At 43.7% G+C, this 14647-nt stretch carries 12 protein-coding genes and 1 pseudogene; 1 reads left to right on the top strand and 12 read right to left on the bottom strand.

The annotated features are described in order from the left end of the window. Positions 1–101: 101 nt before the first annotated feature. On the top strand, positions 102–1214 hold the full coding sequence (locus RTR63_RS02070; protein WP_312522390.1) for an HlyD family secretion protein: 1113 nt from the start codon (positions 102–104) through the stop codon (positions 1212–1214). 39 nt (positions 1215–1253) lie between these two features. Here the strand turns inward: RTR63_RS02070 and RTR63_RS02065 are convergent, their stop codons facing one another. From RTR63_RS02065 to RTR63_RS02010, 12 genes and pseudogenes are all read right to left on the bottom strand, one after another. Continuing rightward, a complete protein-coding gene (locus RTR63_RS02065) occupies positions 1254–3089 on the bottom strand; it encodes a 3-hydroxyacyl-CoA dehydrogenase (RefSeq protein WP_312522389.1) in 1836 nt (611 codons plus the stop codon). A 223-nt stretch (positions 3090–3312) separates the two neighbouring features. After that, the gene (locus RTR63_RS02060; protein ID WP_312522387.1) at positions 3313–4467 is read right to left on the bottom strand and encodes a catalase family protein; all 1155 of its coding nucleotides are present in this window, start codon (positions 4465–4467) and stop codon (positions 3313–3315) included. An 82-nt stretch (positions 4468–4549) separates the two neighbouring features. Then, the gene (locus RTR63_RS02055; RefSeq protein ID WP_312522386.1) at positions 4550–6139 is read right to left on the bottom strand and encodes a Dyp-type peroxidase; all 1590 of its coding nucleotides are present in this window, start codon (positions 6137–6139) and stop codon (positions 4550–4552) included. A 197-nt stretch (positions 6140–6336) separates the two neighbouring features. Next, the gene (locus RTR63_RS02050) at positions 6337–6906 is read right to left on the bottom strand and encodes a hypothetical protein (protein ID WP_007117067.1); all 570 of its coding nucleotides are present in this window, start codon (positions 6904–6906) and stop codon (positions 6337–6339) included. Between the two features lie 586 nt (positions 6907–7492). Then, complete coding sequence (gene ssuD / locus RTR63_RS02045; protein WP_312522384.1) at positions 7493–8701, bottom strand: FMNH2-dependent alkanesulfonate monooxygenase; 1209 nt, start codon at positions 8699–8701, stop codon at positions 7493–7495. Positions 8702–9080: 379 nt separating this feature from the next. After that, entirely contained in the window at positions 9081–10007 is a 927-nt protein-coding gene (locus tag RTR63_RS02040; protein ID WP_050324625.1) for a CysB family HTH-type transcriptional regulator, read from the bottom strand. A 218-nt stretch (positions 10008–10225) separates the two neighbouring features. Next, the gene (msuE, locus tag RTR63_RS02035) at positions 10226–10996 is read right to left on the bottom strand and encodes an FMN reductase (protein WP_312522383.1); all 771 of its coding nucleotides are present in this window, start codon (positions 10994–10996) and stop codon (positions 10226–10228) included. Positions 10997–11153: 157 nt separating this feature from the next. Next, entirely contained in the window at positions 11154–11801 is a 648-nt protein-coding gene (locus tag RTR63_RS02030) for a methionine ABC transporter permease (RefSeq protein ID WP_312522382.1), read from the bottom strand. Further along, on the bottom strand, positions 11794–12867 hold the full coding sequence (locus RTR63_RS02025; protein WP_312522381.1) for a methionine ABC transporter ATP-binding protein: 1074 nt from the start codon (positions 12865–12867) through the stop codon (positions 11794–11796). The genes RTR63_RS02030 and RTR63_RS02025 overlap by 8 nt, the downstream gene beginning before the upstream one ends. 44 nt (positions 12868–12911) lie before the next feature. Beyond that, positions 12912–13352: pseudogene (locus tag RTR63_RS02020) on the bottom strand (MetQ/NlpA family ABC transporter substrate-binding protein); the annotation flags it as partial. Between the two features lie 264 nt (positions 13353–13616). Then, entirely contained in the window at positions 13617–13814 is a 198-nt protein-coding gene (locus RTR63_RS02015; protein ID WP_007117079.1) for a hypothetical protein, read from the bottom strand. Beyond that, a partial coding sequence (locus RTR63_RS02010; protein ID WP_312522380.1) for a YeiH family protein occupies positions 13811–14647 on the bottom strand: 837 nt, incomplete at its 5' end. The genes RTR63_RS02010 and RTR63_RS02015, both read right to left, overlap by 4 nt.

Below are 14647 nucleotides of genomic sequence, written 5' to 3'. Positions count from 1 at the left end.
CTGTTTTTAGATAACTGTTTTTTTTAGATAACAGTTTAATGATAAATTGAATGACCAATAAAATTTAATCATCAATAAAATGCTTACGGAAAACCCAACTCATGAGTAGTGAAGCAACAACCCAAAATGATGCGCCAGCTGATGACAGCGATGATAAACCCACACAGGCGCCTGAGAAGATTATCAACCCTAGGCCGCTTACCTTAATTATCATGTTGGTGGTTTTTTTGCTCGGTGTTGGGGTGATTTTATGGGCATGGCATTTGGGTCCGTTTAATACGCCACTGCAACAAACCGAAAACAGTTATGTTAAAGGCAATATCACCCTATTGTCGGCACAAATTAACGGTTATATCGAAAAAGTCTACGTCAGCGATTTTGAGGACGTCAAACAAGGTCAGCCGTTAGTTAAAGTCAGCAGTGCTAACTACTCACAGCAAGTGGTACAAGCGCAATCAGGGCTGGAACAAGCGACCACCAATTTGGCCAACCAGCAACAAATCATCGAGCAGCGCAAAGCCGATGTCAAAGCCGCGCAGGCAAAAGTAGCACAAGTTAAAACCCAACTAGAATTGTCGATCCAACAGCTGAAACGCCTTCAATCCTTGGTCGGTGTTGGCGCAGTGTCACAAAATGAAGTCGATACTGCTAAAGCGGCGGTTAAAAACAATGAAGCACTGATGAGCCAAGCAATCGCCAGTGTCGATGTCGCACGCGAAGGTCAAAAAACCGCGGAAGTGGCAAAGATTGGTTTGGTGGCACAGATTAAAAGCGCCAATGCACAGTTAAATCAAGCCAATACCAACCAAGACTATGGCTTAATCACCGCCCCGACCTCAGGTAGATTAGGGCAAATCAATATCCGTACCGGTCAGCTGGTGACGCAAGGCACACAGTTGGTTTACCTCATTCCAAAATCGATGTGGGTCATTGCCAATTTTAAAGAAACCCAAATTGATAAAATGAAAATCGGGCAAAAAGCGTGGTTTACTGTGGATGCCCTAGGCAAACAAAAATTTACGGGGGTAGTCAAAAGCATCTCCCCCGCAACAGGGTCAGAATTTAGTGTCATTAAAACCGACAATGCCACCGGGAATTTTACCAAAGTGGTACAGCGCATTTCTGTACGCATTGACATCGATGGCAACCAAAGTCGTCTGAATGAATTGATGCCAGGCATGTCGGTAGTGGCAACGGTAGATACGTCAAGTTAGCAAATTAACCCTTGTTTATTCTCCTCTACCAAACGCAATTTAGTCAGATAGGCTTAAAAAATCTTTCGCTAAATAAGCTGGGTTAGGATATTGATAGAACCCCTCACCCGTGGCTTCACCCAGTTTGTTAGTATCGACCAGTTCTGCTTTGAGCTTTTCAGCGGGCTGCTGCAAAGAGGGGTCCATTTTTGCCAGTTCATTAAAGATGTTGTAGTTGGTTGTCATGCCATTTTTATCCAAAATCGCCATCGGTCCAAAGGGTGAACCCGTGGCTATCATCCACGTTTTATCAATGGTTGCGGCATCGGCAACGCCGTTTGCCCACAATTTTAATCCCGCTACCAATAACGGAATCAATAAGCTATCCAGCACATAGCCTGATTTTTCTTTTTTCACCGCTATCGGTAACATGGCAATGGCTTTGGCAAATTCGATGACGTCAGCATAGACTTGTGGGTCGCAACTTGGGGCCGCCATCAACTCCACCGTATTACGGATATGGATATGATTGGCAAAATGCAGCATCAAGAATTTTTCTGGGCGGTTAGTAAAAGTCGATAACACGCTTGGCAATAACGTCGATGAGTTACTGGCAAACACGGTTTTGGCAGGGGCAGCGGCTGAGGCTTTGCTATAAAAATCTTGTTTGATATCTAAGCTTTCTGGCACCGCTTCAATCAATAGGTCTGCATCTTTTAACGCCTCATTCAAGTCAGTGGTGTAAGCCAAATTTTTGCTAGCTGCTGCCACTTGGGCATCGGTTTCACCTAGGTCATGCTGATGCTGATTGGCAAGGTCGGTAAAGCGGGTTTTCGCCTTAGCAATCGCGTCATCGTTAATATCATAAATAGTCACGTTAAACCCATGAAACGCACATTGCACCGCAATTTGGTTGCCCAATACGCCACTGCCTGCCACGGTAATATTTTTATAGGGTACTTTGGATAAATCCGCTTTGGGTGGTTTTAAAAAGTCAGGATTTTTAAAGGCGGGATTGGGGTATTGATAAAATCCTTCGCCCGTTGGCACGCCCAATTTATTTTGCTCGATGTAATCTTTTTTGAGCATATCAACGACTGCTTGGTCTTGTTGTTTGCCCTTAGCCACAGCAAGCTTATAAATATTGTAAGGGGTAGTCAGCCCCAGCATATCATAAAAAGCAAATGGTCCCATCGGCGAGCCTGTGCCAAGCATCCAAGTTTTATCGATGGTTTGAATGTCAGCAATGCCTTGGATATACAGCTGCATCCCTGCATTTAACCAAGGATTGAGTAGTGAATTTAGTACATAGCCCGAGGTTTCTTTGTTGACGATAATAGGCACCATACCGATTTGTTTGGCAAACGCGGTCACCGCATCAAATACATTAGGGTCAGTATCGGCATGTGACATAATTTCGGCAAGATTGCGCTTCCAAATCTCATTGGCAAAATGCATCATCAAAAACTTAGCAGGACGGTCGGTAAATTTGACCAAATCACTGGGCAACATGGTAGATGAGTTACTGACAAATACGGTTTTCTCGGGGGCGGCGGCTGAGGCTTTGCTATAAAAATCTTTTTTGATGGCGACATCTTCAGGCACCGCTTCAATCAACAAGTCTGCGTCTTTTAAGGCGGCGCTTAAGTCTGAGCTATAACGCAAGTTTTGCTCAGCGTATTTGGCTTGTTCGCTTGTTTCGCCCAAATCATCCTGATGACGTTTGGCGATACCGGCAAATTTGGTTTTGGCTTTATTGAGCACCTCGTCATTGATATCATACACAACGACTTTAAAACCATGAAACGCCGCTTGTACGGCGATTTGATAGCCCAAAACACCACTGCCTGCGACTGTGATATGGGTAAAATTAACAAGAGGATTCGACTCTGACATACAACACTCCTAGATTAACAGGCAAATACGCAACTTTATTTTTGGTATTATCGTATTTGCTGTCGACTATTTTTGATTAGATCAAAAGAAAAAAAACCGTTAGCCCAGTCACAGGCCAACGGTTGTTGAATGATTGAGGGCGATGTAGTTTTTCACCCAATGGATAACATGTTACCCCAAACAATGCCCCCATAACCGCCCCGCTACTGATTTTTTGCCAAATTTACAGGCTATAAAAATCTTTATTAAATGCCTGTTTTAGGTTGGTTGGCTCGGCACGTTTTTTATGATTTAAACGATGGCGCGTGGTCGAGGCGGTTTGATAGGCACGCAGTCGCGCATGTTGCAAATTACCAATCGGACGGTTGGCTTCAATACAGCGAAACGGGGTAAATGACAAATGCTCCATAATGTCAAAGTTGCCGTCATCCGGCACATCTTGGCAAGGGATGGTAAGTTTTGCCACTGTCACAAACGGGGCGTCTTTTTCATCCCATTCTTTGGTCAAATCATTGATGGGTTGGTCTTTTAAGTTACGGCACAACTGGATTTGCACATCAAACTCATAATCATGCTCACGGATTTCTTGTAAAATCAGAGGACGAATCGCCTCGTTAGTAGCGTTGACATCGAGATCTCGGCGTTTGATTTTGGCTTGTGACGCTTTGGTCGGGGCGACACGGATTTTTGCCATATAGTCGCCATGACGCACCGCCCCTTGTGAGTAAAAACTGTATAACAAGGTATTTTGCGGTTTGATGGTTTTAAATTTACTAAAAGCCCTAAAAGTCTTGAGGGATTCTTTGGATGGCAGTTTTTTGCCATATTGGGTAACCCAGTCAAAAGCAAATTTGGCCTGACCTTTTGCGCCTTTGGCAAAATAATCATTTAATTGTAAAAATAGCCGTGAAATATAACTATAGTCTTGGATAGTATTACAAAAGAAAATAGGAAAATTAATCAGATTGTAGTCAAAGTTTGGGCTATCTGGCTCATCTGGCAGTAATTTGTCGCCTTTGACACCAAAGACTTTAATCGCCAACCCTTGAGAAAGCCCCAACTTGTTGTCGGCAGCCACACGAGATGAGCCGTTAGAAAAACGAATCACCGCTTCATGGCGAGCGGGTTTGGCATAGATACCTTGGGCATATTCTTTGGGCAGTTTTGGTAAAATCTCAAAGTTGGCTTTTAACGCACAGTAGCCTTTGGCATGGGCATCTCGTGTGTGATAGTTGATTTTGCTAACCGTGTCTGATTTGCCGATATAGTCACGAATATCTGCGGTGATTTGGTCGATGGCTTTTTCATCGTCACTAGTAAGCTGGTCGATGGCTGGGTCAAACTTCGCATAACGACGACCGAATAATTTATTTAACATGATGATTGTCCTTTGTTATTTTCATTATTTTATAAGATTAGCAGTACTAAAAACGCCTAACCTTTTTTTATTTAGTTTTACGCTAATATGAATTTTCGTTAAGCTCACTAATCCATTTGAGTGCCGACAAGCTTGGTACAAAAAGATATTCGCCGCCTTGTAGGGTATTAAATTGCAAAATATTGGTATGACGCTTACGAATTGGCTCATCGGGTACGGTGAATACATCGCTATCAGCGTCACTACCTGCGTGTACGCCTAGCATTGGGTCACGTTCTTCCCCAAGGTTCATAAAGTTACCGTCATTAATCCATTGGCTTTGCAAAAACTCAAGCGTGTCCATGGCATGCGCGTTGATACCGATAAAAAATAAACCCCGCTCTTGACCGTCGTCTTGGGTCACGTTGGGCGGCACGATATCGCCATACGATACACTACGGCGGATAATACGATGAAGACGCACATCGCTTAGAATAAAGTCTTTGGTATTGCGTGGGTTCATACGGCGAGCATGGGCACCAAATGGGCAGCCTTTGCCATAGGGATCATCCGTGTAGTCAAATTTATTGTTTGCTACATTGTCTTTGCCGAGGGCTTCATCATCGTGATCTGGGCTTAGGGTGATGGGAGCGCCCGAACGCCAGCGACCGAACATTTTTGCCCCCAATTTATCGGCTTTAGCTGGGTCATTGTCGCTTTGTTCTAGGCAATAGCGGTGAAAGTCAGCCACATTACTGCGGTATTTTCGCAGTACCATAAACGAGCCGTTTTTACCCAATACTTCAGGCTGTGGCATAGGGGGTACCACGCCCGCTTCACCTTTATAACCTAACACAAATTCACCCGCCGCAATCGGGCGTTCGGTGTTATTTTCAAGGCTAATACCACTGCCATCAACTTCTGGGTTACTGATGCCATCGCGATAACCAAACACGTTTTTGACATCACCATCTGCGCCAAAATCATGTTCCACCAAGATTTCGATGGCGTTACGGCTGATATCTAGATAAGGGGCAAACGCCTGTTTAAGTTCGTCAAGTTTGGCTTGCCATTTTTCTTGGCTATCGGCAATTACCGCGCCACAAATATGAATATCGCCTTTATCACCAAATGGCGCAAGCCAGTTACTCGGGTCATTATCGCCTTTGTCACCCAAGATATCTGAGCGACCTGCCATACCTGTTTTGAAATTTTCTGGGAAAGAATCAAGCGAGCTTTGCGGTAAGCCTAAAGCTTTTAGCCCCTCATACGTCATCACAATGGTCAAATTAGCATCCATATCTTTTTGGAAATTTTTTGAGCCTGTGACGTTTGGTAATACCGCTTTTAGTAATTCACGACCCGCATTGCTGTCATTGACTTTTAGCGCGACAAGCGTGCCATAGTAAGGTGCAGGGCGGTCATGCAAAATGATGGCTTGAATATCCTCAAGTTCCATCGTGGCGATATTGGGATAGATAGCGTTCGTTGCCCGTGTGGTGACGCTGTGCAGCTGCGTGCTAATTTTTTGTCTGGCTTCATGTACCCGTTCTTTGACACTGCCTTTTTCAGCGGGTGTTTCGCTGTGTTCAAATTTGTCTTTAACGGCCTCTATGCCATGCTCGATACCATCTTGTAGATGGGTTTTTAATTTGCCAAGTAGGCTTTCATTCGCTGGGTTGTCGTTATTCATGGTCGTTCCTAGCAGAGAATTTCAAAAATTTGATGCTAAGAATCTGCTCACCATGCACCACGCTAAATATCGCTTATGGTAAAAATCACGCAACAAATGGCTTTTGTATCGAAATTTTAACCTAAAGCTTGCCCGTTCAGAGTATGCTTATAATAGTACGATAAACGTGATATGGTGAATACAGGTTCTAAGTGGGCTTATTGGGCTTGTTCAATGGCTTTATTAATGCCACGCACGATTTTGTCATTACGCGCAATATCACGAACCGTCAGATGAGGCACACCCACATACCAACCGGTAGCGGTAATCTGATGGTCAAGGATGAATTGCTTAACCGTCGGGCTTTTAATCCCAGGCCAACCCTCTACATTGCCAAAAATCAAGTCCATGAGTTCTGGAATTTTGGTAGCAAAGTCATTAATGTAAGCATCCCAATCGCCATCATAGGCGGTACAAAACAGGAGCTTGGTGTCATTGTCTAAAAACACCAACCGCAAATCATGCAAGGTGCCTACATTGGTCGCCCCTGCAAGATTGCCTTTGGTGATTTCTAAAATTCGCTTGATACGAGCTGCCCCATCTTTGGTTAAGGGAGCGATGGCGGTGAGTTCAGACACTTTGCCTGATTTTAAGCCCTTTTCACCGGCACTGGTGACAGAATGGTCATAGCCATCATTAGCGCCCTCTTTGAAGTTTGCCATGAGCATTTGTGCTTTCAATGCCACATCATCTAATAAAGAAAGTTTTTCGTTGTTTTCAGTTGTCATGTTTTATTGCCCTTATAGTTAGTTGATCATTAAGTAAAGTGCTTGATTTAAATTTATTTATCTCATAGTTTTATTATTTAAAATTTAAATCCTTTTTATTATATAAGCCGCAAAAAGCAAAAAGCGTTAAAATAACTTTTATCACCCATAAAATTACAAAACTAAACTATTGATTAAAAAATGACATACTAGAAACCATAAAACCGAAGCATTAATTTAAAAAATTCTCATTACAATCAATAGATTATTTAACTTTTAAATATAAAATCTGTGTAGAAAAATCACTTTTCCTGCTATGTGGGACCTCAAAAAATTTGGGACCTTGGACTTTGATGATTAACTTTAGCAAAGTAGCTTGCTGGTCTAATCTCACCCTATAACTGGCTACCACTTTTAAAAAAAGTCTATCAGTTAAAAGATTTATCAGTTAAAAGATGCTTATCATGGCTAGGGTACATTCCACTCACCCTGTCGGATGATAGATATAGATAGGTATAATAGGTAAAACCGAGGCGTAAAACGTGCCTTAGTTAGCACGTTTTATCACAAGCATTTAAGAGGCCTTTAATATGTATTTAAGATGAAGTTAAGAGGCGATGGCGTGTTTGGGTGTTTCAGTGGCAGGTGTTTTTGAGGCTGCCGTGTCACGGGTTTGTTGCGGGGGTGCATAGTTATTAGCGACAATTTCACCAAACGGCCCTGTCAAATTTGGCTTGACCAAGGTGTTTTGGGTGTCAATCGGTAATAATGGGAAAACCAATTCAGCAAAACGATACGCTTCTTCCAAGTGTGGATAGCCTGAAAAAATAAAGTTATCAATGCCCAAATCCGCATACTCTTGAATACGCGCGGCAACGGTTTGTGGGTCGCCCACCAATGCCGTACCTGCGCCACCACGTACCAGTCCAATCCCTGCCCATAAGTTGGGCGAAATTTCTAAGTTATCACGGCGACCGCCATGCAATGCTGCCATACGTTGTTGTCCCACCGAGTCCATTTGGGCAAATTTGGCTTGGGCGGCGGCAATGGTGTCGTCAGTGACATAACTCAACAATTCATCAGCGGCTTGCCAAGCGGCTTCATTGGTTTCACGCACGATGACGTGCAGGCGAATACCATAACTTAATGTGCGACCTTTGGCAGCGGCTTTGGTTTTAAGCTGCTCAATCTTCTCTTTGACGTCAGCAGGCGGCTCACCCCACGTCAAATAACTGTCAACTTGTTCGGCAGCCAGTGTTTGCGCGGCCTCAGATGAACCGCCAAACCACAACGGCGGATATGGCTGTTGTAGAGGGGGATATAGCAATTTGGCATCTTCGACTTGCAAGCGTTCACCGTTAAAGGTAAAGGATTCGCCTGTGTGCGAGCGGGTTAAAATCTCTCGCCAAATCGTGGTGTATTCACTGGCTGTCTGATAACGCGTCGCGTGGTCTTCAAAGATGCCATCGCCTTTAAGCTCTTGTTCGTCGCCGCCTGTGACCAGATTAAGCAGCAATCGACCATTTGATAGTCGATCAAAGGTGCCTGTCATACGAGCGGCAAGCGCGGGTGTCGTCACCCCAGGGCGTAATGCCACCAAAAACTTTAAGCGAGTGGTCGCATCAATGAGACTAGCAGCGACCAACCAAGGGTCTTCACATGAGCGACCTGTCGGAATCAACACGCCTTCATAGCCAAGGTTATCGGCTGCCACTGCAATTTGCTTCATATAAGTATGGTCAACGGTTCTTGCCCCTTTACTCGTGCCTAAATAACGACTGTCGCCATGTGTTGGTATAAACCAAAAAATTTTCATCGTAACACCTGCTTGTAAGCTCAAAAATTGATTAAGATAACTCGCCTTTTGTCATGGGCGGTTTATCAGTAGCCATAAGCTTAAAGCAAATATCGCTCAATAAAAAATAACAAAAACTGCTTTGGTTAGCACAAAAACTACTTAATAGTTTTGCTGCTAACCCTATCAATTTAATCGCTAAAGCAGTGACATCAAAAAAAACGCTTTACAGTTTTCACCACAAAGCGTTTTTATCGTCAAATGAAGTCATATCAACAGCAGATAAACAAGCCCAAATCTTAAAAATAGCACAGCAAGCGAGACAACAAGCGAATTTGACGCGTATTACATCGGATGTAGCAGACGATAAGTTTGCCAACTTGCTTATCAGGATTTAGCGTTAGCTGCTAGGTTGTATGGCATCATGCATTGTTGCTTGGGTTAAAGTTGGGTTACACAAGGCTAAAAACTGATAGCCAAATCCTCGTAAAAAATGCCCTTGTCGCACCGCTAGCAAGGTGGTATTTTGATGAAATAGCGGCTCGCAACCCAGTAATGTTAACTGGGTGTCTTTATTGGGATTGAACGCCATATCGGCGATAATACCAATGCCCATGCCAAATTCCACATAAGTTTTTATCACATCAGAATCCAAGGCCGTCATCACGATATCAGGCTGTAATTCTGCTTTGGCGAACGCCTCATCAATCATCGTTCGCCCGGTATGACCACTAATGTAAGTGATAATCGGATAATGGACAATGTCGGCAAGCGTTACCTGTTCAAGCTGGGTTAGCGGATGGTTTGGCGGCACCACAATCGCATGATACCAGTGATAATAAGAAAAAGTCACAAGCTCGCTATAGCTTGACAAGGCTTCGGTGGCAATGCCAATATCCGCTCGTCCATCAAGTAGCATTGCCGCAATTTCTGGCGGTGCGGCTTGTAGCAATCGCAAATGCACCTTAGGAAAAAGCTGTTTAAACGCTTGCACAACGGGCGGCAAAATATAACGAGACTGGGTATGGGTGGCTGCGATGGTCAATTCGCCTTTATCTTGGCTGGTATATTGTTCAGCCAAGGTTTTGATATTGTTGGCATCATGTAGCATCCGCTCTACAATCACCAATAACTCTTTACCCGGTTCGGTCAAACCTAAGAGCCGTTTACCCTTACGCACAAACAGCCCGACGCCAAGCTCATCTTCTAAGTCTTTGATATGTTTGGACACACCCGATTGTGAGGTAAATAATGCATTGCCCACTTCCGTCAAGTTATAGTCACAGCGTACCGTTTCTCGAATAATACGAAGTTGTTGAAAATTCATAGTCTGTTGGCCCAAATAATCCGATAATGAATCAAATTAGTGTAAGCCGAGCGGCCTAGGACAACAAACGCCTATCAAACAAATTAATATTCCAAAATTACATATGCCAATCACACAAAAAAACAAAATTCGAATAACCCAAGCAGTTTGTTGCTCGGGTTATATTTACTCATACTGAGCCTTTGATATCAGCTAATACGCACTAAGACATGCGCCCTTTAGGCGACGGATGGATGGTTTTTAGGGGATGATTGAGTAGTTTGCGGGTGTAGTCTGGCTTCGGCGCTCGATAAATCTGGCACTGCCACAGAGGGTAATATTTCGGCTTGTTCGACTTGTTTATTAATGCCTAACTGCTGATTGGCTTGCGCTGATTTTTCTTTAATGGCTTGGGCGCGTCGGCCTTTGGCAGGTGCCCACTCAAGTATCGGCAACGCGCGCGCCACCGCTAACACAATACGGTCACGCAACTGTTGGCTTGAGACGGTGTATTCTAGGGTAAAGTCTTTATCCGTCGCATACACGCCTATTGGCAATGTTTGGGCTTGGAAAAAACTAAACAATGGGCGAAGTTGGTGCTCTAGAACCAGTGCATGACGATCGCTACCGCCAGAGGCAGCCAATAATACCGGCACATCCACGAGCGCGGTCTGCTCCACAAAGTCAAATAAGTGTTTAAACAATCCGGTAAAAGACGCGCGATACACTGGCGTTCCTACAATCAAGGCGTCCGCCGCCTCAATCGCTGCTAAGTCGTTTTGTACTCGCTCTGGCAGTTGGTTACGATAAATCGCCCCACTGAGTAAAGGCCCGATTTCACTAAGTTTGATAAAATGTACGTTGATGGGCGTGGCTTGTGCCAACTCATCTACAATATTTTGCACCAGACTTTCGGTTTTTGATGGTGTGTTGAGCCCACCTGATACCGCAACGATATTGAGTGGGATAGTTGGATTTGCTTGATTGGTTAGATGTTGAGTCGCAGACATCTTTATTCCTTATTTAGTTTAATACTGTAAATCGATGACATTTCGATAAGCCCATTAAACGAAAAATTAAGCCGTTTGTGAAACAACAATATCTGCATTATTTAGCTGATTTTTTGCTATATCAAATTTGCCATATCAAAGTGGTAAACCTGCATGGCTACAATTGGCGTTTATCGACCCATTGAGCCAAACTATCGCCTGTGGCTTGCACCAACATCACCAATGCCACTAACACCACAATGACTGATACCATCATTTGCACATCAAAGCGCTGATAGCCATAACGATAGGCAATATCGCCCAAGCCCCCCGCCCCAATTGCCCCAGCAATGGCAGACGAATTAATCATGGTGACAATCGTCACGGTAAACCCGGCAATAATGCCAGGCAATGCTTCGGGCAATAAGACATACCGAATAATCTGTGTACGGTTACAGCCAATCGCTTGTGCCGCTTCTATTAAGCCTGGGTCAACTTCACGCAGACTCACTTCGGCAATTCGAGCAAAAAAAGGGGTTGCGGCTAAGGTTAACGGTACCACGGCTGCCCACACACCATAGCTTGTACCGACAATCATTCGAGTGGCTGGAATAATAGCCACCATCAATATCAAAAAGGGAATAGCACGCACGATGTTCACCGACCAACCCAAACTTAGATTGGTCAAAAATGATGGGGCAATACCTTGCTCGCTTGAATTGACCAATAACAATGCGATCGGTAACCCCAATAAAAACGCTAAAATCGCTGATACGCCAACCATAATCAGCGTATCAATCAACCCCGTCAGTAACAACTCAAGCATAACCGATTAACTCCACATGCAAAATTTGATTTCCCAAGCGCTGGGTCAACTGGGCGACATCCAACCCAGTGGTTGCGACGCCAATGACGATATTGCCTACCAAGTAGCCTTGAATGGTATCCACTTGATTTTGATACAAAGAGACGGGCGCTTCAAATTGCGCAAAAATTGCTTTTAAATCAGGGGCAGATTTTACTGGGGCAACGTATCTTAGGTTGAGCAAGGTATGAGTGGCATTGTGCTTGTCGGTGAGTTTATCCTCACCCAAATCAATGGATGACTGATTATAGCCTAGTAACTCTTGGGTCATGGTGTGCATGGGTGAGGCAAATACTTTCCACACCGGTCCTGTTTCAACGATTTGCCCTTGGTTAATGACAATCACTTGGTCACAAATATCTCGAATGACTTGCATTTCATGGGTAATGAGCACAATGGTAATGCCGAGTTTTTTATTAATTTGCTTGAGTAACTGCAAAATCAACTGGGTGCTTTCTGGGTCTAGTGCTGACGTGGCTTCATCACACAATAACATTTTGGGTTCATTCACGAGCGCCCGCGCAATGCCCACCCGCTGTTTTTGACCGCCTGATAACTGAGAAGGATACATCAATGCTTTATCACTGAGCCCCACCATCTCTAGCACTTTCGCCACACGTTTCTTGATATCAGCCTGACTTACTTTGGCGACTTTTAATGGCAAGGCGACGTTGTCTTGTACCGTTTTACTCGACAGCAGATTAAAATGCTGAAAAATCATACCAATGCCTTGTCGCAGCTGTCGTAGCTGTGCTTGGTTGAGTGAGGCCACATTGTTATCATCGATATAAACATGACCATCACTAATCGACTCCAAGCCGTTGATAATGCGTAATAAAGATGATTTGCCTGCCCCGCTTTTACCGATAATACCCAGAATTTTGCCTGTTGGCACCTCAAGTGAGATATCTTTTAGTGCATGAATCGCTTGCGCTTGTCCTTGATAAAACTTATTGACCTTGTCGATTCGGATATAGGGAGGTGATGAATGACTGTCATCTTGGGTAATATGAGTAAACGACTGCATAGCATGATCCTTTGTAATTATTATGGCTAAAACTTGTTAACGCATTACGAGGTCCAACCTGGAAACCAAAGTTTTCCCCCGATTTCTTTGTCAAGCACTTGTTTTACGTTGGGTGACGTTTGATAAATGTGAATAAATTTTTTCAGCTGTTCGGCTCGTTCAGGATTTTTTTGGGCAAAATCATCCCGAGTGACAAATAAAATCGCATAGCGGTTGTTGGTGGTATCATCAAGGATTAAGGCTTGATTGGGGTCAATGGTTTTGGCTAAGCGCAAATAATGCGGGTAGCTAAACACCAAATCAGCATCATCAACCGCTCTTGCGGTCTGCGGGCCTTCAACTTCAACAAATTGCAATTGTTTTGGATTGCTGCTGATATCGCTTAAGTTAGACAGAAAATTATTTGGGTCTTTTAGCCCAATTAATTTTGCCTGTTGCAGCAGTAGTAGCGCTCGCCCTTGATTAACAGGGTTGTTTGGCACCATGGCTGATTAAAATCCGTCATGCTAATTCCTTACCGCTAAATGCTTGAATAAGGCATCATGGTAAAGATTTTTTTTCGCAAAGATAACCAAGATATTTTGCTATCTATAGCAAGAAATGTGATGAACAGCATGTCATTTGATTGATTGGGTGAACATAAAAAAAGCCCATCAATCTTTTAATGGGCTTAGACCAACAGGTAAATTTTTGGATAAATTTCTAACCAATAACAAAGCTAATTTGTAGGGATAGGTTTTTTCAAACCATCAAAAATATCCCCACTGTCGGTGATAATTTACTGTCAGCTGATATTGATTTTCATCAATACCCGCTGCTTTGAGGGCTTTTTTTAACTCCCACGTATCAAAGACGGCTTGGGAGCAATGATTGCTAAAGCCAAATTGTGCTAACACCGTCTTTGGTAATGGGATTTGACTTTTGATAGTGGTTGATTGGGTAATCATAAATTTATCCAATAGTTTGCAAACACATGGTTAGAGAGCCAATAGCCCAGCGGCAGATTGACCAAAACACCCGCTGTAAACGCAAGTACAGGTTTAATGCCCACGCTTGCCAATGCTTTAAATCGCGTTGTCATACCAATGGATAAAAACGTTAAGGTAAAAAACCAACCGCGATAGTCTTTGATAAGACCTAATGCTTGTTTATTAAAAGCTTCAGCGTTGGGTGCAATCAATACAAATAAGGTAGTGATGATTGAGGCAATAAAAAAACCGATAATAAACTTAGGAAATCGACGCCAAATCTCTGATTTATCAATTCGCTCGTTCGTTGAAGCACGCTCCCAGACAGTGACCGATAAATAAGCTGCCAAAAATGCCCATAATCCAACAAACATATCTCGGCCTACCACTTTCATTAATGTAAAGGCTTGGGTAGCAGACTCATTACCAATCGCTTCAACCGCTGCAAAACCAGCAGCATCTGCAAATTCAGACGTTCCAATCCAGGCACCGGCAATCGCAGGTGGCAAATCCAACAACTTACAAGCAAATGGCAGCGCAAAAATCATAATTACTGCCCACACAATCACCAACGAAATTGACGCCGCCACATGCTCATGCTTGGCTCTACAGGCACCGCCAATGGCAATCGACGCTGACACCCCACACACCGAGCCACCTGCCCCAAGGGTCGCTGCAAATCGGTTATCAAGCTTAAACACTTTTGTTGCTACGAAATAAATGGTAGAAAAAGTCACAACCGAAACAATTAAGGCTTGTACGATGGCCGCCGGACCCGCTTTTAAAATCGTAGTGAAGGGTAAGGTTGCCCC

The sequence above is a fragment of the Moraxella sp. CTOTU47724 genome, from assembly GCF_032014955.1.
GTDB classification, from domain to species: domain Bacteria; phylum Pseudomonadota; class Gammaproteobacteria; order Pseudomonadales; family Moraxellaceae; genus Faucicola; species Faucicola tetraodonis.
The sequence above is the reverse complement of the archived record's forward strand: the minus strand, read 5'-3'. Positions and strand labels throughout refer to the sequence as shown.